This window comes from Flavobacterium tructae (assembly GCF_001853485.1).
Classification (GTDB): Bacteria; Bacteroidota; Bacteroidia; order Flavobacteriales; family Flavobacteriaceae; genus Flavobacterium; species Flavobacterium tructae.
Genome location: NZ_MIKE01000025.1, coordinates 119,677 through 141,796, shown reverse-complemented (window position 1 = coordinate 141,796; position 22,120 = coordinate 119,677). Strand labels below are relative to the sequence as shown.

Genomic DNA, 22,120 nt, shown 5'->3' with positions numbered 1-22,120 from the left:
GAGTAGCACTGAGAATCGATTCTTTTGCATTAGAATAATCTTTATCGAAAATATTCGAAGGATAATGAATCACAGTAGAGTAATTCTCTAGATTTTCTATTTTACATAATATAAATTATAGGTCAAATTGTATAGGATAAATAATCACTAATTTATTGGCGTTTAAAGCCTTTACAGGTTCTTTAATGAATTGCTTTGTTGCCAGACTATGATACTCATTAGTAAATATTGCAAACATTCAGAAACTAAAATTTCAATATCATGCTAAGCCCTGCTTGCTGAGATTCTCATAAAATATTATTTTGAAATTTATTTTTCAAATACGGCAAAATTGCATCCATATTGTTCAACAAGATCATTAGCTAAACTTGCAAATTCTATAAAACATAATTTTAGTCTATGATACGTCGTTTAAAAAATATCATGCTAATTCCTGTTTGCTGAGATCCTCGTAAAATATTATTTTGAAAATTATTTTTCAAATACTGCAAAATTACATCCATAATATTTGACAGGATTATCTCAACTAAACTTCTAAATTTTATAAACTGAATTTACAGCCTGTGATACATCCTTTAAAAAATATTCTTTCTTTCATTCATTTTTTGAAGCGTTTTGTCATGTGTAATTATTCGACCAGCATCAATATCATTTTTAGCTTGTTCAATTTCTGTTTTTAATTCCAGCATATAAAACTCATCCGGACAAAGAAATTTTGGCAATTTCCGGGATTTCATCCAACGTAAAGGTTTTTGTCTTTAACTTTCTATAAAATGTCGATCTTGAAATTCCAACTTTTTCAATTATTCAATTCTTGTATCATAATAATTTCACACGTTCTATTTTACATAATATTATTCTCTTCCACTTCATGGTACCCAAAAAAACATAGGTTTAACACTCTCATAAAAGACGTTTCACTTATCTAAAACATACAAAGACTACTATGTGTAAGAAACGTTTTTCTTTTAATACTCTTTTATAGAAATATCCCGATGCATCGGGACTATGTGGTAAATAGTTCTACTCGTACAACTTGGTCAGAACCGTTTCTTTGGGAACTAAGTCGTCACCGCCTCTTTTTGAGAATTGTAAAACATCATCCTTTGCAAATAAAACGGCACCTGCGGAACCGTCTTTGCCTTTAATGGTAATTTGAGCTTTTTCGCCAAGCGCGTATACATTACCCGTAACTTCCATAACACCGCTTACAAATTTCTGATTGTCGCTCGTAATCTCGGCCGTTCCAAATATTTTATTATTGGATTGCGCCATATTAATTTTCAGGACATATTCTTTGCTGCAGGTTTTACAATTTTCAGTGCTCCAGGTTCCGGTAAATCGATTGGTTTGCGAATAGGACGCTATAGAAACAATCATTAATAAGAATACGAAAATTTTCTTCATTTTGATTTAAAAGTATTTGTAATTCAATCAGCTTCAAATATAAAACAATATGACTATCCTTTACACGTATTAAGAATGTTTTTTGCCACTGATTTTACAGATTCACACCTATTTTATACGCAATTAAAAAAAATCTGTGAAAATCTTTCTAATCTGTGGCTAATTTTAGTCACTTGGTATTGGGACAGCCTCTATAAAACAAAAAAGCATTCACCGTAGCGAATGCTTCTGTTTGATTTAAATTTTTAGTCTAAAATCTATTGTTTTAGTTTTGTTTTATCTTTTTCAGGTAAACTGGTTTTCCGTTCAGCGATACGCTAATTTCATTATTTTTTTCATTGAAAGTAGTTCGCAATGCATTTCCTTTAAAAATGGTTACGTCTCCGTAAACTTTTCCGGTTTCATCAGAAACGTATTCAAACAGCAATTTTTTGTTATCCGGCTCAAGTCCGATTTTGTAGCTAGAAAATTTTGAAGTTGTCAAATCAAACTCCTGATGCGTGTCAATAATATTGCCATCTGCATAAAAATTGGTAACGGTTTTGTTTAAAGTAATGTCCGGGTAATATTTGTTTACTTTTTGCAGCAATGCGTACTGCTCTACATTTGCTTCTTCTTTTTTGGACGTAATGGTTTGTGCAAATGAAATTGTGGTAAAAATAAGCGCGAATACTAAAATGTAATTTTTCATAATTTTTGATTTAAGATTAGTGTTAATAATGCTTTTTTATAGTTCAATTAATGCGTAACCTAATTAAACGTTTTATTAAAAAACGTTTAAATTACACTACAAGATATGAAATCTTTACCTTTGCAAAAAATGAAAAGCAATTTTTTAAGAAAATGACAACAAAAAAATACATTACCCTTATCCTTATTTTAGGTTCTTTAACAGCACTCGGCCCATTTTCAATAGACATGTATCTTCCTGGTTTCTCAGGTATAGCAAAGGATTTGCACACTTCGGTAGCAAAAGTATCCATGAGTTTATCCAGTTATTTTATCGGAATTTCAGCAGGACAATTATTATACGGACCATTATTGGATCGTTTTGGCCGAAAAAAACCTTTGTTTATAGGTTTGATGGTTTATATTCTGGCTTCTTTGGGATGTATTTATGTAACTAATATTGATTCGTTTATCCTTTTACGATTTGTTCAGGCCATTGGTAGTTGTGCTGCCACAGTGGCTTCTGTAGCGATGGTTCGTGATTTGTTTCCTGTAAAAGACATTCCAAAAGTATTCTCTTTATTAATGCTTGTTGTTGGACTTTCTCCTATGCTGGCACCAACAATTGGAGGTTATGTTACAGAAGATTATGGTTGGCATACCGTATTTTTTATCCTAATGTGTATGGGAATTGCTATATTAATTGCATCACAAATTGGTTTACCAAATACTTACAAGCCTGATACTTCAATATCTTTAAAGCCAAAACCGATTATCACTAATTTTATCAGCGTTTTTAAAGAGCCTCAGTTTTACACTTACGCCTTTACAGGTGCAATCGCTTTTTCTGGCTTATTTTCATACGTTGCGGCCTCGCCTATCATTTTCATGGACATTTACCACGTTGATGCCAAGACTTACGGTTGGATTTTTGCTTTTATGTCGTTAAGTTTTATTGGCTCAAGTCAGTTAAACTCCCTATTATTGAAGAAATATTCTAGTGAACAGATGATCTTTGGAGCATTGATTTCACAGTCTGTTATTAGTATCCTTTTTCTAATTCTGGCTTTAAATGACCTTTTGGGATTGTATCAAACTATCGGAATGTTGTTTTTATTTCTGGCATGTCTGGGAATTTCGAATCCAAATACCGCCGGACTTACTCTGGCACCTTTTGCTAAAAATACTGGAAGTGCTTCAGCATTAATGGGGGCTATTCAGTTGGGTATTGGGGCTTTGGCTTCGTTTGCTGTTGGAGTTTTCGTTAAAGATTCTGTAGCTCCAATGGTAGCTATTATGACCACTACTACTCTTACCGCTTTTATTTTTTTAAATATCAGCAAACCTTCTATCAAACAAAAAGTAGAATTGTCCGAGGAAGATGATATTACGATTGGTCACTAAAGATTATTAAACTCCAATTTTTAAATTCCAAATTCAATGAATTGTGAGTATTTGATTGAGCATAAAAAAGCCAGATTCTATTATGATTCTGGCTTTTTATTTTAGTATAGTTTGTATCTTTTTTCTCCTTGGAATTTAAAAGATTGGGATTTATTCTCTAAGATCTTTTATCCGGTCTGATAATCATTCTTAGAGACTGATCTTTTGCGAAATAAGCAATCATCCAGTTCCAGAAGGTATTCAATCTGTTTCTATAGGTAATCAAAGACATCAAATGAACAAATAACCAAATAAACCAGGCAAAGAATCCTTTAAAATGCCATTTTGGACTTGGTAAATCTACAACAGCTTTATTTTTTCCAATAATCGCCATAGAACCTTTGTCATTGTACATAAATGCTTTTAAAGGTTTGTTTTGAACCATTGCTTTAAAGTTCTTGGCTAAATTTAATCCTTGCTGAATAGCCACCTGCGCTACTTGCGGATGCCCGTCCGGGAAATTTTTATCACCGGCTGTGATGGCTGTGTCACCAATAGCGTAAATATTTGTCAAACCATTTACTTTATTGTACTGATCTGTCGCCATACGTTTTCCACGTCCATAACTTTCTGCCGGGATTCCTTCAAAAATTTTAGCAGAAACTCCGGCAGCCCAAATCAGGTTTTTGGTTTTAATTGTTTCTCCATTTGCAAAATGAACGGTATCATCAACATAGTCAACAACACGTGTTTGAAGTTTTACCACAACACCAAGTTTGGTAAGTGCATCCAGAGTATCCTCCTGAGAAGCTTTACTCATAGGCGAAAGGAGTGCGTCTCCCCCATCGACCAAATACACATTACTGGCTGATGTTTCTAATTCCGGATATTCTTTTAACAGAATACTTTTGCGCATTTCGGCAAACATTCCGGATACTTCCACACCTGTCGGGCCTCCTCCAGCAACAACGATAGTTAATAATTTGCGTCGTTTACGCATGTCTTTGGTAATTGCTGCTTTTTCAAGGTTTTTAAGCAGTGCATTACGCATTTCGATGGCATCGTTTAGCGTTTTCATCGGAATGGCGTTTTTCATTACATTTTCCATTCCAAAATAACTCGTTTCAGCACCGGTTGCAAAAACTAAATGATCGTATGTTAATTCTCCGTTGTTCAGAATAATTTTATTCTCGGCCGGAACCACAGAAAGCAATTCTCCTAAACGAAACTCAAGATTCTTTTTACCAGCAAAGAATTTTCTAAACGGATAACTGATACTTGAGGGTTCTAAAAAAGCCGTAGCAACCTGATATATAAGTGGTGGAAAAAAGTTATAATTGTTCTTATCTACAAGAGTTACCTGTATCTGAGGATGGTTAACAAGCTCTTTTGCAAGATTGATTCCTGCAAAACCACCTCCTATGATGACTATCTTCATATATGCTGTATATTAACTGGGATTATAGTGAAATTACCTTATAAATATACAACATAAATTAGCAAAGTTAATCGGCCGGAATATTACTTTTTGAATTTTTTAACAGGTTTTTCGGTGACTTCAACTTTGTTCTGTAAAACATAACTGGCCATCAATTTTTCAATTAATTCGTCTTTAGTCAGATGATGAAAAACAGTCTTTACCTTCGTTTTCAGATCGGTTGACATATCATGATTGGGCTTTGTTTTGAAAATCTGCTTGGCCCATAAAAGCATATTGTTTTCTTCAAGACTTAAAGCCGACGGTTTTTGGAATTTGGTAAATTTAATTCCTAATTCTGCTTCAAATTCGGGAATTTCTACTACTTCTTCCTCCTGCAAAACCGTTAGTGAAAGCCCCTTTGCTCCTGCCCTTGCCGTTCTTCCGCTTCGGTGAACGTAGTTTTCATAAGTGTCAGGTAAGTGATAATTCACCACATAAGAAATCTCTTTTACATCAATTCCTCTGGCTGCCAAATCTGTAGCCACTAATATATTGATATGTCCTTCACGAAATTGCTCCATGATTCTGTCACGTATTCCTTGCGACAAACTGCCGTGAAGTGCTCCTGAAGAAAAACGATTGATCGCTAAATTCTTTGCCAATTTATTGACTGCTGCTTTGGTTTTACAGAAAATAATACCGCGTTCTCCCTCTTTTGAATTCAGGAAATGCATTAAAACATCCAGTTTTTCAATTGGATCCACTACAATATATTCGTGATCAATTCCTTGATTACCTGCAGTTTCCATATTTGCGCTAACCTGAACTACATTTTTATTCAAATAGTTCTGAATCAGTTGTTTGATTGTTCCCGGTAAAGTAGCCGAAAACAATAAAGTACGGTGTTTTTTGGGAAGTTCAGCAATGATTTCGTCCAAACTTTCTTTAAGTATCGAAACCATTTCATCGGCTTCATCCAGCACTAAATAAGAAGTTTGTTTTAAATCAATCGCTTTGCGCTGAATCAAATCAATTAAACGTCCCGGTGTAGCTACAACTATTTGTGTAGGTTGTGTTAATCGCTCAATTTGTGGTTTTATTGGAATTCCTCCACAAATTGAAGCAATAGAAATATTTGGAATATGTTTTCCAAAATCTTCTAAATTTCTAAAGATTTGCTGTCCAAGTTCTCTCGTTGGAACTAAAATGACAGCCTGAACAACAGGAGATTCAGTATCAACTAACTGCAGCAACGGCAATCCGAAAGCTGCGGTTTTACCGGTTCCTGTTTTGGCTAAACCAACTACATCCTGAGTTTCAGCCAGAAGTAATGGAATTGTTTTTTGTTGAATTTCTGTTGGTTCGACAATGTTCAATTCGCCTAATGCTTTTAAAATTGGTGCTGAAATTCCGAATGATGAGAATTGTTTAGACATCTTTTTATTTTGTTTATTTTGTTTTTATTGGTTTCAAGTTTCAGGTTGCTTTGATAACTTAAAAATGAGTTTCTGGTAATTTGCAAAGGAGAAATCGCAATAGAATGAATTACTCTAAAATGCTATTTCTCCTTTTAAGAATATAATTTTGTTTAGATTCCAAAAAAACCTGAAACCTTAAGCCTGAAACAAAATTTTTCTATTCGTCCGGCTCGTTCATGATTTTTTCACGATACTTCTTACCTATTAATAACGTCAGGTTCTTTTTATAATCGTCAAGAAGCCATTCGCGGTAGTTTTTACTACACTGACTCAAACATTTTGCAAAACGTTTGATACGGCATTCTATATCATCATCAAGTTCTTTTCCTAATGATTTTGCTTCTTGTAGCGTTTCTGTATTGTCCACACACATGGAAGCATGCTGTTCTAATGATTTGTCTAAAACCACTTTTGAACGTAAATTTTGTTTGATAATTAACTTGTGCTCTTCATCAACATCAAAAGTTACATCGGCGGTTTTACTGAATTTAGCACGCAATTCCGGCGGCATACTGTATTTAAAGTACATTTCAATCTCAGTATCATCACGAAGATTCTCTAAATAAAATTCAGGCGATTTAAAGATGTGCTGCCAGTTTACCGGCTCACTCCATAAACCAAAACGTGCAGCGTTATTCCCCAGATCGATTACTGTAAATTCGTCTTTTCCGGGTAATTTACGGGATCCACGACCAATCATCTGATAATAAAGCGTTAATGACTTAGTCGCTCTGTTCAAAATAATCGTTTCAACCGTTGGTTCATCAAAACCTGTTGTTAAGATTCCCACAGAAGTCAGAATCGCATCCGGTGTTTTTTTGAACCATTGTAAAATATCCTTACGCTCTTCTGAGCTGCTGGTATTATCAAGGTGTCTGATGTCATAACCCGCTTCTCTAAATGTTTCATAAACATATAACGAAGTGTGGATACCATTATTAAAAATCAGGGTCTTTTTACCTATTGAGCGTTCTGTATAAGCGTGCAGCAATTTTTCCTGCATGATGGTATTCGTATACAAATCATCGGATGATTTTACGGTATAATCTCCGTTAATACCTACTTTAAGAGAGGTTAATCCAACATCATAACTATAGGTTGTTGCACGAGCCAAAAATCCCTTGTCAATCAATGAACTAATGGTATCACCCACAATAAGTTCATTGTAACTCTGGTGCATCGGTAATTTTATATTTGAACTCAAAGGCGTCGCTGTTACTCCAAGAATAAAAGCATTTTTGAATGAGTTTAATAATTTTCGGAATGAATTGTAATGTGCCTCATCAATAATAACCAAACCAATGTTATCTAAATGTAGTTTTTCGTCATTGATACGGTTTTTTAAAGTCTCGACCATGGCCACAAAACAAGAGAAATCGTTTTGGTCCGGTAATTCTTTTACTTTACTGTTAATGATTTTATTGGAAACACCAAACCCTTTTAGCATTTTTGAGGTTTGCTTACAAAGTTCGATACGGTGTGTCAGGACCACCACTTTTTTATCATTATTAGCTAAATAACGACGAACGATTTCGGAAAAAATCACAGTTTTTCCACCACCTGTTGGCAATTGATATAATAAATGATGTTTCGGAGGAGCGTTGTCTAAACGATCAAAAATGGCATCAATATCGCCTTTTTGATATGCATAAAGTTCTTTTTTCTCTTCTCTTTCTATTTCTAAAGTGTTTTGAGACATTGTTTATTTTTGGATTTTTGCAAAAATACACCGAAAAAACAGTTTTTCACTTTATTTTAACCTAAAATAAATGTTTTTTTTAAATAAGATTTTTTATGAGAATCACTTTATTAGTCGATTTTCTCTAAAATTGCCTCAAAATCGTACCTATTTATCCATTTTTGTTGAAGAGTTTCTTGTTGAATGGTGATGATTCTTTCTTTAAAATCCGGTAAAATTCCATTGGAAATCGAAAAATTCACGGCCTGCTCAAAGGAATTGAAGATGCTTTTACAGAATAAATCCTGCTTAACCGGATTTTGAGACGAATAAGTTTGCGCTATTTCTATATTGTAAAGCATAATATCAGCAACAACAAAAGGATCAACTCCTAACAAAATAAAATGTTTGATGTATTTCTGCGCTACCGAACGTCTCAATTTTGCTTTCGGACGTTTCCTAGCTCCTGCTTTTTTGATCGGAAAGTATTCGTGTGAAATCTTTACTTTACATTCCTGCAATAGTTTATCTTCTTTAGGGTTAAAGACAAAATCGTAGTACACTTTTACAGGACTAAACTTTTCATACAATTCGATAATTTGCTCTTCGAGCTGTTCCTTATCTAATTCGGCAAGATATTTTTTTAAATCGCGTTTACTCATTATCAAAGTTTAAGATTGTAAAAGTAAATTACTTTCCTGATTCATACTGCAAAAACCAACGATAATACTTAATTTTGCTAGTATTAAACTCAAAAAATAGAATATGCTCAAGATTTTCAAAGTTACTGCAATTTTAGAGGGAATCTCTTATTTAGTATTGTTTACCAATATGCTTTTCATCAAAACCAATAATCCTGAACTTTATCATACCTTATTACGTCCGTTGGGAATGACACATGGTGTTTTGTTTATCGGATATGTATTGTTGGCTATTTTACTTAAAAAACCTCAAAACTGGGATTTAAAAACTTTTGCAATTATACAGATAGCGTCACTTATTCCGTTTGGAACTTTTTATATAGAGAAAAAATACCTGGAGAATAATGCCTAGACTTTTGGATAAAATATTCAACTTTTTATACCCTATTTTTAGAGACTGGGGCATGAGCCGTAATATTGCGTCTTATGTGAGTCTAGTCTTTAATATTGCGATTATGGTAATACTGGCTTATGCCATTTATTATTTTGCAAAGTTTGTTTTGGTTACGCTAACCGCCGTCTTTGCGCAGCGTACCAAAACAAAATTTGACGATTACCTCATTCACAATAAAACCACAAAATACACGGCCTATTTAATTCCGTTTTTCTTTATTTACAAGGCTGTTCCGATTATTCTGGACAAATATGAATATTGGGAGTCTGTTTTTGGAAAAATAGTGGGCGTTTATATCGTTTTGTTGGGATTGTGGATTACCCGCACCATTTTTAATGCTTTACGTGATTATTTAAAGCAAAAACCGGAATACAGCGACAAACCAATCGACAGTTTTGTTCAGGTTATTATGATTGTTCTCTGGATTTTTGGGGTTGCCATTATTATTTCGAAGTTATTCGGAATCAAACAAGGTGAATTACTGACTATCTTAGGGACACTTTCGGCTATTATTATCTTGATTTTCAGAGATACTATTCTCGGGTTTGTTTCAAGCGTTCAGGTTGCGATAAATGACATGGTTCGTATTGGCGACTGGATTACGATGGATAAATTCGGAGCTGATGGTGATGTAATCGAAATTAACCTGACAACCGTTAAGGTTCGAAATTTTGACAACACGATTACCACAATTCCAACCTACGCTTTGAGTTCTGATTCTTTTCAGAACTGGCGCGGTATGCAGAAATCTGACGGTCGACGTATTAAAAGACACGTTTTGATCAAAAGCAGCAGCATTCGTTTTTTGAATGACGAAGATTTGAATCAGATGAAAAAAGTGCAATTGATTTCTTCTTATATCGAGACCAGACAAGCCGAAATCGACAAATACAATGAGATACGCGGAGTTGATAAAACGTTGGCACTTAATGGCCGAAACATGACCAATTTAGGATTGTTTCGCAAATATATCATGCAATATTTGGTGACACATCCCGGTTTAAACAAAGACATGCACATGATGTGCCGTCAACTGCAATCGACTGCGAATGGAGTTCCATTAGAAATTTATGCTTTTTCGAGCGATAAACGCTGGGCCAATTACGAATATATTATGTCCGATATTTTTGATCACGTAATGGCATCTGTAGAATATTTCGATCTTGAGATATTTGAACTGCCTTCGAAGATTGGTAGATTTGATTAAGAAAAGTTTTGTTTCACGTTTCACGTTTCAGGTTTCAGGTTTTTGACTTCGTCAATAAACCTAATAACAACGTGAAACCTGAAACCTGAAACAAATAAACAAAAAACTACTCCTTAACTTTTTCAAAAACAAATTCTGACTCATCATACTCGATTGGTACTTCAGGCATAAAAAGCGGAAGATTAAAATAAATTCCGATTACTCCTTTTCCTAAGAACAGTTTATTGTCTTTTTTTAGCAAGGCTAAAGGAACTCTCTTCCAGTTTCCGCCATTAGAGATAAAATGATAATCCCCTCTTAACGTGTCTCCTTTTATATCTCCTCTTACATCCCCGGAATCTTTACCAATTTTATGGTAGAATACTTCATAACGGCCGAAAAACCGCTTGTTGTTTATACGAATGTCTAAGACTGCTGTATCGCCTTTGTGAACCGCGCGATAAACAGCATGTTTGTACTCTTCTTTATTTTCTTTTGAATTACAAGAAATTAGAACAAGAGCCAATAAAGAAAAAAGTATAATTTTTTTGATCATTTTTGAAGTTTTAAAATGCAAATTCATTTCAAACAAAGTTCAGGAGTTTAAAATAATAAGGAATTGCATCATTTTTAGCTTAAATAGAAAAAATTGTATCGGATTTTTTTCTAAATTTAAAGAAAAAACATGGAAGCAAGAGACACTTTTTTAAAAGAATTCAGAGGCGAAACTTTAGGAACCATAAGTGCTCAATCTTCTGCGGATGAGTTGTTTCAAAATCAAACCATTAGACCCATTTTAAAACTTCAGAACGATTTATTTGTTGCGGTTTTCATTAACTATGTCAACAAAAATAAAGCTGATTTTTACTCGTACACGGTAGAAAAGAAACTCCAAACCATCGAAAACTCCATTCAAAAAGATATTAAGTTTAGAAATTCTCTAAAAGGAATCGTAATGGCGCTTTTTACCCTTGAAGAATACGAAACTTATATTCAAAACTCCTCCAGTCTCAACAAAAGGATGATGAATTTACTCATTGACCGCTTGAAAAGTCAGATGCAATTGTTTGAATTAGAGTCGAAGTCGAAATAAAATTTAAATAAATAATCCCCTCTTAACGTGTCTCCTTTTATATCTCCTCTTACATCCCCGGAATCTTTACCAATTTTATGGTAGAATACTTCATAACGGCCGAAAAACCGCTTGTTGTTTATACGAATGTCTAAGACTGCTGTATCGCCTTTGTGAACCGCGCGATAAACAGCATGTTTGTACTCTTCTTTATTTTCTTTTGAATTACAAGAAATTAGAACAAGAGCCAATAAAGAAAAAAGTATAATTTTTTTGATCATTTTTGAAGTTTTAAAATGCAAATTCATTTCAAACAAAGTTCAGGAGTTTAAAATAATAAGGAATTGCATCATTTTTAGCTTAAATAGAAAAAATTGTATCGGATTTTTTTCTAAATTTAAAGAAAAAACATGGAAGCAAGAGACACTTTTTTAAAAGAATTCAGAGGCGAAACTTTAGGAACCATAAGTGCTCAATCTTCTGCGGATGAGTTGTTTCAAAATCAAACCATTAGACCCATTTTAAAACTTCAGAACGATTTATTTGTTGCGGTTTTCATTAACTATGTCAACAAAAATAAAGCTGATTTTTACTCGTACACGGTAGAAAAGAAACTCCAAACCATCGAAAACTCCATTCAAAAAGATATTAAGTTTAGAAATTCTCTAAAAGGAATCGTAATGGCGCTTTTTACCCTTGAAGAATACGAAACTTATATTCAAAACTCCTCCAGTCTCAACAAAAGGATGATGAATTTACTCATTGACCGCTTGAAAAGTCAGATGCAATTGTTTGAATTAGAGTCGAAGTCGAAATAAAATTTAAATAAAAATAGAATTTAACCTATAAAACAAATCCGACAGGTTTTAAAAACCTGTCGGATTTACATAAATTACTATTTAAACCTCAAAATAAAAAAGACTAACGGTTAAATAAACTGTTAGTCTTTTTACTTTGCATCCATTAGGACGCAGTTCTCAAAAAAATGTTTTACACTTAATAAAACAAAATCTTACAAACGACGATTCTATAAGTTTAAAATCGGCCGTAATTGTTGCTGTCTATTCCTCAGACAACATTAATTCTTTGATATATTTCACCGGAGCACTTCCAAAACTCAAGAATTTCTCGTGAAACTTCTTCAAATTGAATTTATCTCCTTCTTTCTTTTTAAGTTCTTCTCTTAAATTATAGATTTCGGTGTATCCTGTAAAATAAGAACACAATTGTACTTGTGATAAAGTTACACGTTTCCATTTCCCATCTGCCTCAGCTTGTTGCTGGAAAGCTTCTTTAGTTAATAAATCCAAAGCCGCTTCTTTAGACATATTTTTAGTATGTACACTAATGTCCAAAATGGTATTACAAGTAGCTCTCAAGTTCCATTTATAGTACATTAACCACATCTCATCAGAGTTTTTATATCCGCTTTCCAACATCATTTTCTCTGCATACACAGCCCAGCCTTCTACCATAGCACCATTTCCTAAAATAGATTTAATGATACTTGGCGATTGATTGCTGTACACCAATTGAGTATAATGTCCCGGAACAGCTTCGTGAATGTTTAAAATTTGAAGGATATAATCGTTGTATTCACGCAGGTAACTTTCTGAATTTTCAGCCGTCCAGCCTGACATGCTTCCCACATTATAATAGGTGTTGGCATTTTTATCATAAGGTCCGGGAGCCGAAATAGAAGCTCCTGCCACTCCTGCCATATAAGCTGGCTCTTTACGAACTACAAGTGGTTTTGAAGGATCGATATACAGTAAATCTTTTGCTTTAACATACGCTGTTAATTCCGGAATTTGTTTTTCAATTTCAGACTGGAATTTCTCTGGTGTAGTATGCTGTAAAGAGATTTTATCAATTACTTGTTTGATTAAATCCAGTTTATCAGCAGGCTTTGGTTCATTTCCTTTGTATTTTTTCCAAAGTTTATCAGCCAAAACAAACATTTTTTCGTGCAAATCTTTTTTATGATCTACGGCAACTTTGAAGATTTCCTCTGCTGTATAGCTTGATTGGATATCGAAATTGAACTTTTTAGCAAACAATTCCGATCCAAGTCTGAAAGAACGTGGTGTTTTGTTGTCTAGCTTCTTTAACCAATCAGCATAATCTGCGACTGCTTTTTTAGCAACGATTCCCTTATCGAGCATTTCTTTTTTCTCGGCAGCAGTTAATTTACTTTTTTCCAGAGCCGCAGCCAAGTCAACGTCAAAAACGGTAGAACCGCCCAAATTTTGCGCTATAGCAAGCTCTGTATGTTCAACTGTTGGGTTTTTAATATTCTTTTTGGCTGCTTCATAAAATGCAGGAACATTATTCATTTTAGCGTTGAAAGCACGTAAACGAACTTCTAATGAATCGTATTTACCATTTAAGATTTCCGCAAAAGCTCCACAAACATTATATTCAGAAGGATTCCACTGAGAAGATTTTACTTCTTTAATATTAAAAACAGTAGCTTCCAACTGATTTTTTATCATTTGAAAATCTGTCTTATTGTTATCCGACAAATCCTCAAGTTTAAATTGTTTTAAAGAATCCAATTCAGAATTAACAAAATCAAGTTGTCTTTTTTCCTCAGCAGCATCCGGAACAACCAAAACACTATCCAGTTTATGATAACCAACAGCCGAAGCCCAGCCCGGGTTAATCTTCCATAAATCAGTAACAAAACGATCCTTATAAGCGTCGAATTTTGTATCTAATGCTTTGTCGCTCTCTGACTTCCCATTCTTATTACAGGAAAAAAGTACCGTGATTGCAAAAATTGAAACAAACAGTTTTTTCATAAGTTATATTTTTTATGGTTTAAAGATAAAAAAAATGTTCTTTATGCAAAACTATTTGTTATTTGTAATTAATATTTCAATAATTCTAATAAAACATCTTCAAATCGATTTTTAGCTAAAAACTGATCCTCCAATGCTTTGGTAAACGGAATAGGTGAATCTAAACTGGCTACTCTTTTTACAGGACCGTCTAAATGTTCAAAGCATTCTTCCATAATCAAGGCCGAAATATCACTCGCAATACCTCCAAACAAAGTATCTTCCTGATAAATGATTACTTTTCCTGTCTTTTTAACCGAATTAAAAATAGTTTCGGTATCCAAAGGCTGTAACGTTCTTAAATCGATTAAATCCGCTTTTATTTCAGGATTTTTATTCAGCGTTTCTAATGCCCAATGAACCGTGGCACCAAAAGCAATAATAGTAACAGAGTTCCCCTCTTTCAATAAAGCTGCTTTTCCTAACGGGATAGTGTAATAATCTACAGGAACATCCTGATAAACGCTGCGATACAATTGTTTGTGTTCGAAAAACAGTACCGGATTTGGATCATTTATAGAAGTATTCAATAATCCTTTTGCATCATACGGAAAGGCCGGATAAACAACTTTCAGTCCCGGAGTTTTGGTAAACCATGCTTCATTGGTCTGTGAATGAAAAGGTCCTGCCTGAGTTCCACCGCCACATGGCATTCGTACCACGACATCGGCCTTTTCTCCCCAACGATAATGTGATTTGGCCAGCAAGTTTACGATCGGATTAAAACCTGTAGAAACAAAATCGGCAAACTGCATTTCGACAATAGCCTTACAGCCGTTGATTGACAGTCCCATTCCGGCAGAAACTACTGCACTCTCACAAATTGGGGTATTTCGTACACGTTCTTTCCCGAACAACTTCACAAATCCATCCGTAATTTTAAAGGCACCGCCATATTCGGCGATATCCTGCCCCATTATCACCAGATTCTCATGCCGTTCCATCGATTGTTTTAAACTGCTGCTGATGGCATCAATAAATCTAATATTAGCTATTTCAGAATCAGATTTAACTTCCTCATAAACAAAAGGTTTATAAACATCTTCTAATTCACCACTATAATCCGGAACGATTTCCGGCTCTGCATTTGCCATGGCCCAGTTTTCATCAATTTCCTGTTTAAGGGAACTGTGCAATTGTTCGTCAAATTCAGTAGTCAGAACACCGGTTTCTATTAAATACTTTTTGTAATTCGCTACGGGATCTTTGGCTGCCCATTCATCCATTAGCTCCTGCGGAACATATTTGGTACCACTCGCTTCTTCATGGCCACGCATTCTGAAAGTCTTAAACTCCAGCAAAACCGGATGTGGATCTTTCTGCATTTCTTCTTTCAGTTGTGCCAGTTTATTATAGATTTCCACTATATTATTTCCATCAATAATATGACTCTCTATACCATAACCTATTCCTTTATCTGCCAGGTTTTCACAAAAATACTGCTCGTTTGTTGGTGTAGATAACCCGTAACCGTTGTTTTCAATTACAAACATGACAGGTAGTTTCCACACGGCAGCTATATTCAGCGCTTCATGAAAATCACCTTCACTGGTAGCGCCTTCACCTGTAAAAACTGCTGTTATTTTATTCTCTTTTTTAAGTTTATGCGCCAGTGCAATTCCGTCTGCGATTCCAAGTTGCGGACCCAAATGCGAAATCATACCGATAATATTGTATTCCTGAGTGCCAAAGTGAAAACTGCGGTCCCTTCCTTTTGTAAAACCGTTTGCTTTTCCCTGCCATTGCGAGAATAAACGATGTAGCGGAATATTTCTGCTGGTAAAAACGCCTAGATTTCGGTGCATAGGCAACACATATTCTGAATCATCTAAAACAGAGGTCACTCCTACTGCGATGGCCTCTTGCCCTATTCCGGAGAACCATTTAGAAACTTTCCCCTGACGAATTAAGATGAGCATCTTTTCTTCGATTAATCGGGGTTTGAGAATTTTTTTATATAAGTCTAATAATTGAGTGTCAGTTAGGTCTTGTCTGTAAAAGATCATTAGCGGTTAGTTTTTAGTATTTCAAATATAGAAAAATATAACAATTTTATAGCTTTTTGTTAGAAAATTTTAATTTTAGTATAACTTTTAAAATTGAATTCTAAAATATTCTCTACCTTTGTTACTGAAAGGTTTTACAACGCCTTTTATCTTTAAATAAAAATGTAAAGTATGCAAAACATTCCTAGTGTAGACTTACGTGATTTCCTTTCGGACGACCCGAAACGTAAACAAAAATTTGTAAATGAAATCGGCAGTGCATTTGAAAACATTGGCTTCGTAGCCCTAAAAGGTCACTTTTTAGACGACCAGTTGGTAGACGAGCTTTATAGCGAAATTAGAAAATTTTTCGCTTTGCCAGTAGAAACTAAGCATAATTATGAAATTCCCGGTATTGGCGGACAAAGAGGTTATGTATCTTTTGGAAAAGAACATGCTAAAGGACGCAAAGAGGGAGATTTAAAAGAATTCTGGCATTTTGGCCAGTACGTGGATGCTTCTTCTAAATATGCAGCAGAGTATCCTGAGAACGTAAATGTTACGGAATTACCTCGTTTTAATGTTGTAGGTAAAGAGGCGTATCAAATGCTTGAGAAAACAGGTGTTTATGTATTAAGAGCCTTAGCTTTACATTTAGGTCTGGATGAGTTTTATTTCGATCAGTATGCGAAAGACGGAAACTCTATTTTAAGACCAATCCACTACCCGCCTATCACTACTGAGCCGGAAAATGCAATTCGCGCGGCTGCTCATGGTGATATCAATTTAATTACCTTATTAATGGGTGCTCAGGGTAAAGGATTACAGGTTCAGAATCACGATGGTGAATGGATTGATGCTATTGCTGAAGACGATCAGTTGGTGATTAATGTTGGAGATATGTTATCAAGACATACAAACAACAAGTTAAAATCAACTATTCATCAGGTAGTTAACCCACCTAGAGAATTATGGGGAACCTCTCGTTATTCCATTCCGTTTTTTATGCATCCGGTAAGCGATATGAAGCTGGATTGTTTGGAAAACTGTATTGATGCAGAGAATCCTAAGAAATTCGAAGATATTACAGCTGGAGATTATTTATACGAACGCTTGGTAGATTTAGGTTTAATCAAGAAATAAACCTAAATTAGATTCCAAAATTTAAAAATTCCAAATCCCAAACTCATCATTGGGATTTGGAATTTGGTTTTTACATACTTTCTTTAATTAGCATTTATTTTTTAGCATAAAAATTATGGACTTACAAGATCAATTAAAAAATTTGTTTCCGGATCATGTCGAATCCAATGAACCTGAAGAGATTCAGGAACAAGATCATGTTCTTTATATCCAAAAGGAACCTATGATTTGCAAATTCGAAAAACGAAAAGGAAAAGCCACTACCATAATTGAAGGCTACGAAGGATCAGACGAAGATTTCAAAGTATTGGCTAAAGAAATTAAAACCAAACTTAGTGTTGGCGGAACTTTTAAAGACGCCTCTATAATTATTCAGGGAGATTATCGGGATAAAATTATGGAAATCCTTAAAGCTAAAGGATTTAAAACTAAAAGAGTTGGCGGATGAAATGTTTCAAGTTTCAGGTTTCAAGTTAAAGCAACCTGAAACTTGAAACTTGAAACAAATAAACTTAGTACCTCAGGACCTTAGAGTCTTAGTACCTTTAAAAAAACTTAGAACCTTAAAAAAAATGATACAAAATTCAGAATTAATACTTAATCCGGACGGGAGTGTTTACCATTTAAACCTTCGTCCTGAACATATTGCGCACGATATTATTTTCGTAGGAGATCAAAACAGAGTTGAAAAAATCACCCAGTTTTTTGATTCTATTGAATATTCTACACAAAAAAGAGAATTTAAAACCCAAACCGGAATCTATAAAGGAAAAAGAATATCGGTAATGTCAACGGGAATTGGTCCTGACAATATTGATATTGTAATAAACGAACTTGATGCTTTGGTAAACATCGATTTTGAAACACGTCAGCCAAAAGAAAATCTGACTTCTTTGAATATTATACGAATTGGAACTTCAGGTTCTTTACAAACCGATATTCCTGTAGACAGTTTTGTAATGTCTAAATACGGATTGGGACTTGATAACATGCTTCGCTCCTACTTAATTGATGAAGTTTCGAATGCTGATATCGAAGAAGCTTTCATCAAGCATACGAACTGGGATGCTAAAAAAGGAAAACCTTATGCTATCGCTTGTTCTGAAAAGCTGGAAAAAATTATTGAATCGGATCAAATGTTCAAAGGAATCACTGCTACAGCCGGAGGTTTTTACGGACCACAAGGACGTGTTTTACGCTTGAACATCCAGGATCAGGAATTAAATAGTAAAATGGATAATTTTAGTTTTGACGAACAAAGAATTACCAATTTAGAAATGGAAACTGCAGCGATATACGGACTTTCTGCTCTTTTAGGACATAATGCGCTTTCGTTAAATGCAATTATCGCCAATCGTGCTTCGGGAACTTTCAGTGAGGATCCTTATAAAGCGGTTGATGCACTTATTGCGTATACCCTTGATAAACTGGCAGGAAATTAATTCAATACTATAATCCATTCAGAAATTAGATTATTCATGGAAAATGCTATTTTAAAGTTTGAAAAATTACTGAAGGATAATTCGGCTTATTTCCCTTCTCTGAAAAGTGAAATTTTGGAAGCTAAAAACCCCGGGAAATGGTCAAAAAAAGAAGTTATCGGACATTTGGTTGATTCAGGAATTCATAATCTGGTTCGTTTTACAGAAATTAATTATCTGGAAAAACCTTATTATCACAGACCTTACAATCAAATGGATCTGGTAAATTTAAATCAGTATCAAACCATGGACATTAATGATCTCACACAACTTTGGTTTTCTATCAACCGTCAAATTGTAAGGATCATGAAGAATGTGGATGAAAAAGCTTTGAATTATGAGATCATTTTAAGCGATGCATCTGTAATTGATTTAAAGTTTTTAATGACTGATTATGTAGAACATTTAGAACATCATATTAATCAAATAAGATCCTAAAATTATGTTTTTAAGAGTTGCCCGACATACCGATAATATTGAAAAAATAGCTAATTTTTATATCAATGTCCTTGGTTTTGAACTCTTGGGCAGCTTTGAGAAACATAAAGATTACGATGGTGTATTTCTTGGAATGCCACAATCCGACTGGCATTTTGAATTTACACAATCAAAAGTAAAAGCAAATCATACATTTGATGAAGATGATGTAATTGTGCTTTATCCAAAGTCAATTATTGACTACAACGAATTGATAGACAGAATTGAACGCAATAACATCTCAATCTTAACTGCAACCAACCCTTTCTGGAACGAGAATGGAAAAATGTTCTTAGATCCTGACGGTTATCGCATTGTAATATCGCCTTTGAAAGCGGTGATCGATCAGATCAATTAATAGAAGTTGCAATAAAATATAAAATGAAATAATGGCAGAAACACATAAAAAAATACTGTTCAAATACTACAGTACTTACCTGGAAGAAATAGTGTCGGAAACCATGTGGGCAGAAATTTTAGATTCAGAGAAAGGTCTTTTTAAACTGGATAACATTCCCTTTTTCGGTCCTTTAATTGCTACAGATGATATCTTTAGAGCAGAATATGATGAAAATGAAAAGTGTTTTATTCACAAAGAAACCATAGAACATTCAGGGAACTCAATTGTTCAGGTTCTTATTCTTGAAAAAGAATTTGATAAAGAAATCATACGCGAAAAATTAAAAGCAATCAATTGTTTGTCAGAAGCATTAAACGATACCTTTCTTGCAGTCGAAATTGCAAAAAATACCGATTATTCGATTGTAAAAAACTTATTATCAGAATACGAAGCAAATGCTATAATTGAATTTGCCGAACCTTGTTTATCAGACAAACACAGAACCGATTTATTAAAAAATTAATACCCCACCCAATACACTTAGAATACTCTTAACCAACTTAAACTAAACTTAGAATGAAAACTGTAAAAATTGTAGGTGTTCCTGAGCACTTCAATTTACCATGGCAAATGTGCATTGAAAATGGTGAATTTGAAGCCGAAAATATTGATTTACAATGGAAAGACATTCCGGAAGGAACCGGTAAAATGTGTCAGATGCTTCGCAATGATGAAGCTGACATTGCCGTTATTCTGACGGAAGGTATTCTGAAAGATATTGCAGCAGGAAATCCAAGTAAAATTGTTCAGATCTACGTACAATCACCTTTGATTTGGGGGATTCATGTTGCTGCAAAATCAACTTTTGAGACCGTGAAAGATCTTAAAGATAAAAAAGCAGCCATTTCACGATTGGGTTCAGGATCACAGTTGATGGCTTATGTCAATGCACATGAGCAAGGATGGAAAACCGATAATTTACAGTTTGAAATCATAAATACGATAGACGGCGCTGTTGAAGCATTGACTAACGGAACTGCCGATTATTTTATGTGGGAGCGTTTTATGACGAAACCCCTGGTTGATAAAGGAATTTTTAGAAGAGTTGGTGACTGCCCTACGCCATGGCCATCGTTTGTAATTGCCATCAGAGACGAGTTTTTGAAAAAGAATCCCAAAATAGTCGAGCAGATATTGGAGATAATCAATAGAACAACTCAGGATTTTGCTCAGATTCCAAATATTGACAAAACTCTGGCAAGTCTTTTCAATCAAAAACAAGAAGACATTCAGGAGTGGCTAAAATTAACCCAATGGTCTCAGAAGCAACTGACTGAGAAAGCTTTTATCAAAATTCAAAATCAGTTATTTGATCTGGGAATTATTGAGAAAAAAAGTACTTTTGTTGAAACCGTAAAAGCGCTGTAAAAACTGCTTTTGAATCTTATGATAAAATTTCCTAAAATTGACTTTCCGCAGTTAAAATCCAAACTACAGGTGAAATCACCCTGGGACAGGATTATTATTATGCTGCTGAGTCTTTTGATTACGGTTCCGATTTTTATCATATTGCATCAAAATCTAATCGATTTGCAATGGGCATTCAATTTAGATCGTGTTTTGATTTTTATACTGGTTTTTACTGCAATTTTCTTTCTTCTAATGTTGCTCAGAACCATCATTATACTCTGCATTGCAGTATATTTATTAGTATTGTTCTACGGGTCGGTTATTGGAAATTATGGCTTCAGTGAAATCTCCGAAGACTACAATTCGATGATTTACACCATGTCTGACAATCCATTCCCACAGGATATTATTGTGGCAAAACTACTTCCGTTTCCTAATAAATCCAAAATTATAAATGCGATAGAGTATCAGAATCCAAAGGTTCGAAACTTTGCCATTATGGCTACCTCTAAGCATTTTAAAGGCCTTAAAGGTTATTCAGACTACAGAACCATTATTCAGTGTTTTGCCGTATTTAAAGAAATCAACAGCCGTTGGAATTATGTTAATGATCCTAAAGAAGGGGACTATATTGCAACTGCGAGTGAGTCTTTAGAATACTTTTCAGGCGACTGCGACGATCATTCTATACTAATGGCCGCTGCAGTTCGATCGATTGGCGGAACTCCCCGATTGATTCATACGAAAGGACATATTTACCCCGAAATACTTATCGGTTCAACAATCGACTTGGAAAAAGTGAATTACCTGATCAAAAATGTGCTTTTTGTAAAAGAAAGTTATGGTAAAAAAATTCACTACCACATAGACGAACGTGGACAGGTATGGATGAACCTGGACTATACGGCCAAATATCCGGGTGGCCCTTTTATGTACGAAGAAATTCTGGGAGAGCTCACCTTAAACTAGTTTTTCTGAAGCTATTCAGGCACAAAACCCTTGAGATTTATGGTTTTTTCATGTGTGATAGTAATTTTATAAATATTTGATTTT

General features: G+C 34.5%; 24 protein-coding genes. 13 read left to right on the top strand and 11 right to left on the bottom strand.

What is annotated here, in order from left to right; translation table 11 throughout:
* Positions 1 to 575: 575 nt before the first annotated feature.
* From BHE19_RS22830 to BHE19_RS16680, 3 genes are all read right to left on the bottom strand, one after another.
* A complete protein-coding gene (locus tag BHE19_RS22830) occupies positions 576 to 737 on the bottom strand; it encodes a hypothetical protein (RefSeq protein WP_165607931.1) in 162 nt (53 codons plus the stop codon).
* A gap of 286 nt (positions 738 to 1,023) precedes the next feature.
* Positions 1,024 to 1,407 carry a hypothetical protein gene (locus tag BHE19_RS16685; RefSeq protein WP_070908066.1) on the bottom strand — a complete coding sequence of 128 codons (384 nt, stop codon included), beginning with the start codon at positions 1,405 to 1,407 and terminating at the stop codon, positions 1,024 to 1,026.
* Between the two features lie 265 nt (positions 1,408 to 1,672).
* Positions 1,673 to 2,098 carry a hypothetical protein gene (locus tag BHE19_RS16680; protein WP_017497466.1) on the bottom strand — a complete coding sequence of 142 codons (426 nt, stop codon included), beginning with the start codon at positions 2,096 to 2,098 and terminating at the stop codon, positions 1,673 to 1,675.
* 152 nt (positions 2,099 to 2,250) lie between these two features.
* Here BHE19_RS16680 and BHE19_RS16675 point away from each other — a divergent pair, with 152 nt between their 5' ends.
* Positions 2,251 to 3,480: a multidrug effflux MFS transporter gene (locus tag BHE19_RS16675; RefSeq protein WP_070908198.1), complete on the top strand. Its 1,230-nt coding sequence runs from the start codon at positions 2,251 to 2,253 to the stop codon at positions 3,478 to 3,480.
* 157 nt (positions 3,481 to 3,637) lie between these two features.
* Here BHE19_RS16675 and BHE19_RS16670 read toward each other — a convergent pair whose 3' ends face one another.
* The 4 genes from BHE19_RS16670 to BHE19_RS16655 form a co-directional block, all read right to left on the bottom strand.
* Positions 3,638 to 4,897, bottom strand: coding sequence for an NAD(P)/FAD-dependent oxidoreductase (locus BHE19_RS16670; protein WP_070908065.1), 1,260 nt, complete (start codon positions 4,895 to 4,897; stop codon positions 3,638 to 3,640).
* Between the two features lie 83 nt (positions 4,898 to 4,980).
* Positions 4,981 to 6,315, bottom strand: coding sequence for a DEAD/DEAH box helicase (locus BHE19_RS16665; RefSeq protein ID WP_070908064.1), 1,335 nt, complete (start codon positions 6,313 to 6,315; stop codon positions 4,981 to 4,983).
* A 199-nt stretch (positions 6,316 to 6,514) separates the two neighbouring features.
* Positions 6,515 to 8,056: a DEAD/DEAH box helicase gene (locus tag BHE19_RS16660; protein WP_017498295.1), complete on the bottom strand. Its 1,542-nt coding sequence runs from the start codon at positions 8,054 to 8,056 to the stop codon at positions 6,515 to 6,517.
* A 110-nt stretch (positions 8,057 to 8,166) separates the two neighbouring features.
* On the bottom strand, positions 8,167 to 8,697 hold the full coding sequence (locus tag BHE19_RS16655; RefSeq protein ID WP_017498294.1) for a DUF6155 family protein: 531 nt from the start codon (positions 8,695 to 8,697) through the stop codon (positions 8,167 to 8,169).
* A gap of 103 nt (positions 8,698 to 8,800) precedes the next feature.
* On the opposite strand from BHE19_RS16655, the gene BHE19_RS16650 reads away from it, so the two are divergent.
* Both BHE19_RS16650 and BHE19_RS16645 read left to right on the top strand, forming a co-directional pair.
* Positions 8,801 to 9,088 carry a DUF3817 domain-containing protein gene (locus BHE19_RS16650; RefSeq protein ID WP_017498293.1) on the top strand — a complete coding sequence of 96 codons (288 nt, stop codon included), beginning with the start codon at positions 8,801 to 8,803 and terminating at the stop codon, positions 9,086 to 9,088.
* The gene (locus BHE19_RS16645; RefSeq protein WP_070908063.1) at positions 9,081 to 10,337 is read left to right on the top strand and encodes a mechanosensitive ion channel family protein; all 1,257 of its coding nucleotides are present in this window, start codon (positions 9,081 to 9,083) and stop codon (positions 10,335 to 10,337) included. Before BHE19_RS16650 ends, BHE19_RS16645 begins: the two co-directional genes overlap by 8 nt.
* 106 nt (positions 10,338 to 10,443) lie before the next feature.
* Here BHE19_RS16645 and BHE19_RS16640 read toward each other — a convergent pair whose 3' ends face one another.
* Positions 10,444 to 10,872 carry a hypothetical protein gene (locus BHE19_RS16640; RefSeq protein WP_070908197.1) on the bottom strand — a complete coding sequence of 143 codons (429 nt, stop codon included), beginning with the start codon at positions 10,870 to 10,872 and terminating at the stop codon, positions 10,444 to 10,446.
* 129 nt (positions 10,873 to 11,001) lie between these two features.
* On the opposite strand from BHE19_RS16640, the gene BHE19_RS16635 reads away from it, so the two are divergent.
* The gene (locus BHE19_RS16635; protein ID WP_070908062.1) at positions 11,002 to 11,409 is read left to right on the top strand and encodes a glyoxalase; all 408 of its coding nucleotides are present in this window, start codon (positions 11,002 to 11,004) and stop codon (positions 11,407 to 11,409) included.
* Here BHE19_RS16635 and BHE19_RS16630 read toward each other — a convergent pair.
* Complete coding sequence (locus BHE19_RS16630; protein ID WP_233431387.1) at positions 11,370 to 11,669, bottom strand: hypothetical protein; 300 nt, start codon at positions 11,667 to 11,669, stop codon at positions 11,370 to 11,372. The two genes, BHE19_RS16635 and BHE19_RS16630, sit on opposite strands and share 40 nt — an antisense overlap.
* Before the next feature lie 129 nt (positions 11,670 to 11,798).
* Here BHE19_RS16630 and BHE19_RS16625 point away from each other — a divergent pair, with 129 nt between their 5' ends.
* Positions 11,799 to 12,206, top strand: coding sequence for a glyoxalase (locus tag BHE19_RS16625; protein WP_070908062.1), 408 nt, complete (start codon positions 11,799 to 11,801; stop codon positions 12,204 to 12,206).
* 243 nt (positions 12,207 to 12,449) lie between these two features.
* Here the strand turns inward: BHE19_RS16625 and BHE19_RS16620 are convergent, their stop codons facing one another.
* On the bottom strand, positions 12,450 to 14,192 hold the full coding sequence (locus tag BHE19_RS16620) for a DUF885 domain-containing protein (protein ID WP_070908061.1): 1,743 nt from the start codon (positions 14,190 to 14,192) through the stop codon (positions 12,450 to 12,452).
* Positions 14,193 to 14,260: 68 nt separating this feature from the next.
* Complete coding sequence (locus BHE19_RS16615; protein WP_070908060.1) at positions 14,261 to 16,237, bottom strand: alpha-ketoacid dehydrogenase subunit alpha/beta; 1,977 nt, start codon at positions 16,235 to 16,237, stop codon at positions 14,261 to 14,263.
* Positions 16,238 to 16,408: 171 nt separating this feature from the next.
* Between BHE19_RS16615 and BHE19_RS16610 the strand changes: the two genes are divergently transcribed.
* The 8 genes from BHE19_RS16610 (at position 16,409) to BHE19_RS16575 (ending at position 22,036) form a co-directional block, all read left to right on the top strand.
* Positions 16,409 to 17,359, top strand: a complete 951-nt coding sequence (locus BHE19_RS16610; RefSeq protein ID WP_017498286.1) for an isopenicillin N synthase family dioxygenase — start codon at positions 16,409 to 16,411, stop codon at positions 17,357 to 17,359.
* Between the two features lie 115 nt (positions 17,360 to 17,474).
* Positions 17,475 to 17,807 (top strand): translation initiation factor, encoded by a 333-nt coding sequence (locus BHE19_RS16605; protein ID WP_070908059.1) that lies wholly within the window; start codon positions 17,475 to 17,477, stop codon positions 17,805 to 17,807.
* 124 nt (positions 17,808 to 17,931) lie between these two features.
* The gene (locus BHE19_RS16600) at positions 17,932 to 18,801 is read left to right on the top strand and encodes a nucleoside phosphorylase (RefSeq protein ID WP_070908058.1); all 870 of its coding nucleotides are present in this window, start codon (positions 17,932 to 17,934) and stop codon (positions 18,799 to 18,801) included.
* A gap of 36 nt (positions 18,802 to 18,837) precedes the next feature.
* Positions 18,838 to 19,278, top strand: a complete 441-nt coding sequence (locus BHE19_RS16595) for a DinB family protein (protein ID WP_070908057.1) — start codon at positions 18,838 to 18,840, stop codon at positions 19,276 to 19,278.
* Between the two features lie 4 nt (positions 19,279 to 19,282).
* A complete protein-coding gene (locus BHE19_RS16590) occupies positions 19,283 to 19,675 on the top strand; it encodes a VOC family protein (protein ID WP_070908056.1) in 393 nt (130 codons plus the stop codon).
* 31 nt (positions 19,676 to 19,706) lie between these two features.
* Positions 19,707 to 20,180: a DUF4265 domain-containing protein gene (locus BHE19_RS16585; protein ID WP_070908055.1), complete on the top strand. Its 474-nt coding sequence runs from the start codon at positions 19,707 to 19,709 to the stop codon at positions 20,178 to 20,180.
* 53 nt (positions 20,181 to 20,233) lie between these two features.
* Positions 20,234 to 21,085: a substrate-binding domain-containing protein gene (locus BHE19_RS16580; RefSeq protein WP_070908054.1), complete on the top strand. Its 852-nt coding sequence runs from the start codon at positions 20,234 to 20,236 to the stop codon at positions 21,083 to 21,085.
* Positions 21,086 to 21,103: 18 nt separating this feature from the next.
* A complete protein-coding gene (locus BHE19_RS16575) occupies positions 21,104 to 22,036 on the top strand; it encodes a transglutaminase (protein ID WP_070908053.1) in 933 nt (310 codons plus the stop codon).
* Positions 22,037 to 22,120 lie beyond the last annotated feature (84 nt).

Coding starts and splice junctions, on each gene's coding strand:
- BHE19_RS16680 (WP_017497466.1), bottom strand. CDS start 2,098: ATGAAAAATTACATTTTAGTATTCGCGCTTATTTTTACCACAATTTCA.
- BHE19_RS16615 (WP_070908060.1), bottom strand. CDS start 16,237: ATGATCTTTTACAGACAAGACCTAACTGACACTCAATTATTAGACTTA.
- BHE19_RS16665 (WP_070908064.1), bottom strand. CDS start 6,315: ATGTCTAAACAATTCTCATCATTCGGAATTTCAGCACCAATTTTAAAA.
- BHE19_RS16645 (WP_070908063.1), top strand. CDS start 9,081: ATGCCTAGACTTTTGGATAAAATATTCAACTTTTTATACCCTATTTTT.
- BHE19_RS16685 (WP_070908066.1), bottom strand. CDS start 1,407: ATGAAGAAAATTTTCGTATTCTTATTAATGATTGTTTCTATAGCGTCC.
- BHE19_RS16620 (WP_070908061.1), bottom strand. CDS start 14,192: ATGAAAAAACTGTTTGTTTCAATTTTTGCAATCACGGTACTTTTTTCC.
- BHE19_RS16585 (WP_070908055.1), top strand. CDS start 19,707: ATGGCAGAAACACATAAAAAAATACTGTTCAAATACTACAGTACTTAC.
- BHE19_RS16605 (WP_070908059.1), top strand. CDS start 17,475: ATGGACTTACAAGATCAATTAAAAAATTTGTTTCCGGATCATGTCGAA.
- BHE19_RS16575 (WP_070908053.1), top strand. CDS start 21,104: ATGATAAAATTTCCTAAAATTGACTTTCCGCAGTTAAAATCCAAACTA.
- BHE19_RS16625 (WP_070908062.1), top strand. CDS start 11,799: ATGGAAGCAAGAGACACTTTTTTAAAAGAATTCAGAGGCGAAACTTTA.
- BHE19_RS16650 (WP_017498293.1), top strand. CDS start 8,801: ATGCTCAAGATTTTCAAAGTTACTGCAATTTTAGAGGGAATCTCTTAT.
- BHE19_RS16640 (WP_070908197.1), bottom strand. CDS start 10,872: ATGATCAAAAAAATTATACTTTTTTCTTTATTGGCTCTTGTTCTAATT.
- BHE19_RS16580 (WP_070908054.1), top strand. CDS start 20,234: ATGAAAACTGTAAAAATTGTAGGTGTTCCTGAGCACTTCAATTTACCA.
- BHE19_RS16635 (WP_070908062.1), top strand. CDS start 11,002: ATGGAAGCAAGAGACACTTTTTTAAAAGAATTCAGAGGCGAAACTTTA.
- BHE19_RS16610 (WP_017498286.1), top strand. CDS start 16,409: ATGCAAAACATTCCTAGTGTAGACTTACGTGATTTCCTTTCGGACGAC.
- BHE19_RS22830 (WP_165607931.1), bottom strand. CDS start 737: ATGAAATCCCGGAAATTGCCAAAATTTCTTTGTCCGGATGAGTTTTAT.
- BHE19_RS16630 (WP_233431387.1), bottom strand. CDS start 11,669: ATGATCAAAAAAATTATACTTTTTTCTTTATTGGCTCTTGTTCTAATT.
- BHE19_RS16600 (WP_070908058.1), top strand. CDS start 17,932: ATGATACAAAATTCAGAATTAATACTTAATCCGGACGGGAGTGTTTAC.
- BHE19_RS16670 (WP_070908065.1), bottom strand. CDS start 4,897: ATGAAGATAGTCATCATAGGAGGTGGTTTTGCAGGAATCAATCTTGCA.
- BHE19_RS16655 (WP_017498294.1), bottom strand. CDS start 8,697: ATGAGTAAACGCGATTTAAAAAAATATCTTGCCGAATTAGATAAGGAA.
- BHE19_RS16595 (WP_070908057.1), top strand. CDS start 18,838: ATGGAAAATGCTATTTTAAAGTTTGAAAAATTACTGAAGGATAATTCG.
- BHE19_RS16590 (WP_070908056.1), top strand. CDS start 19,283: ATGTTTTTAAGAGTTGCCCGACATACCGATAATATTGAAAAAATAGCT.
- BHE19_RS16660 (WP_017498295.1), bottom strand. CDS start 8,056: ATGTCTCAAAACACTTTAGAAATAGAAAGAGAAGAGAAAAAAGAACTT.
- BHE19_RS16675 (WP_070908198.1), top strand. CDS start 2,251: ATGACAACAAAAAAATACATTACCCTTATCCTTATTTTAGGTTCTTTA.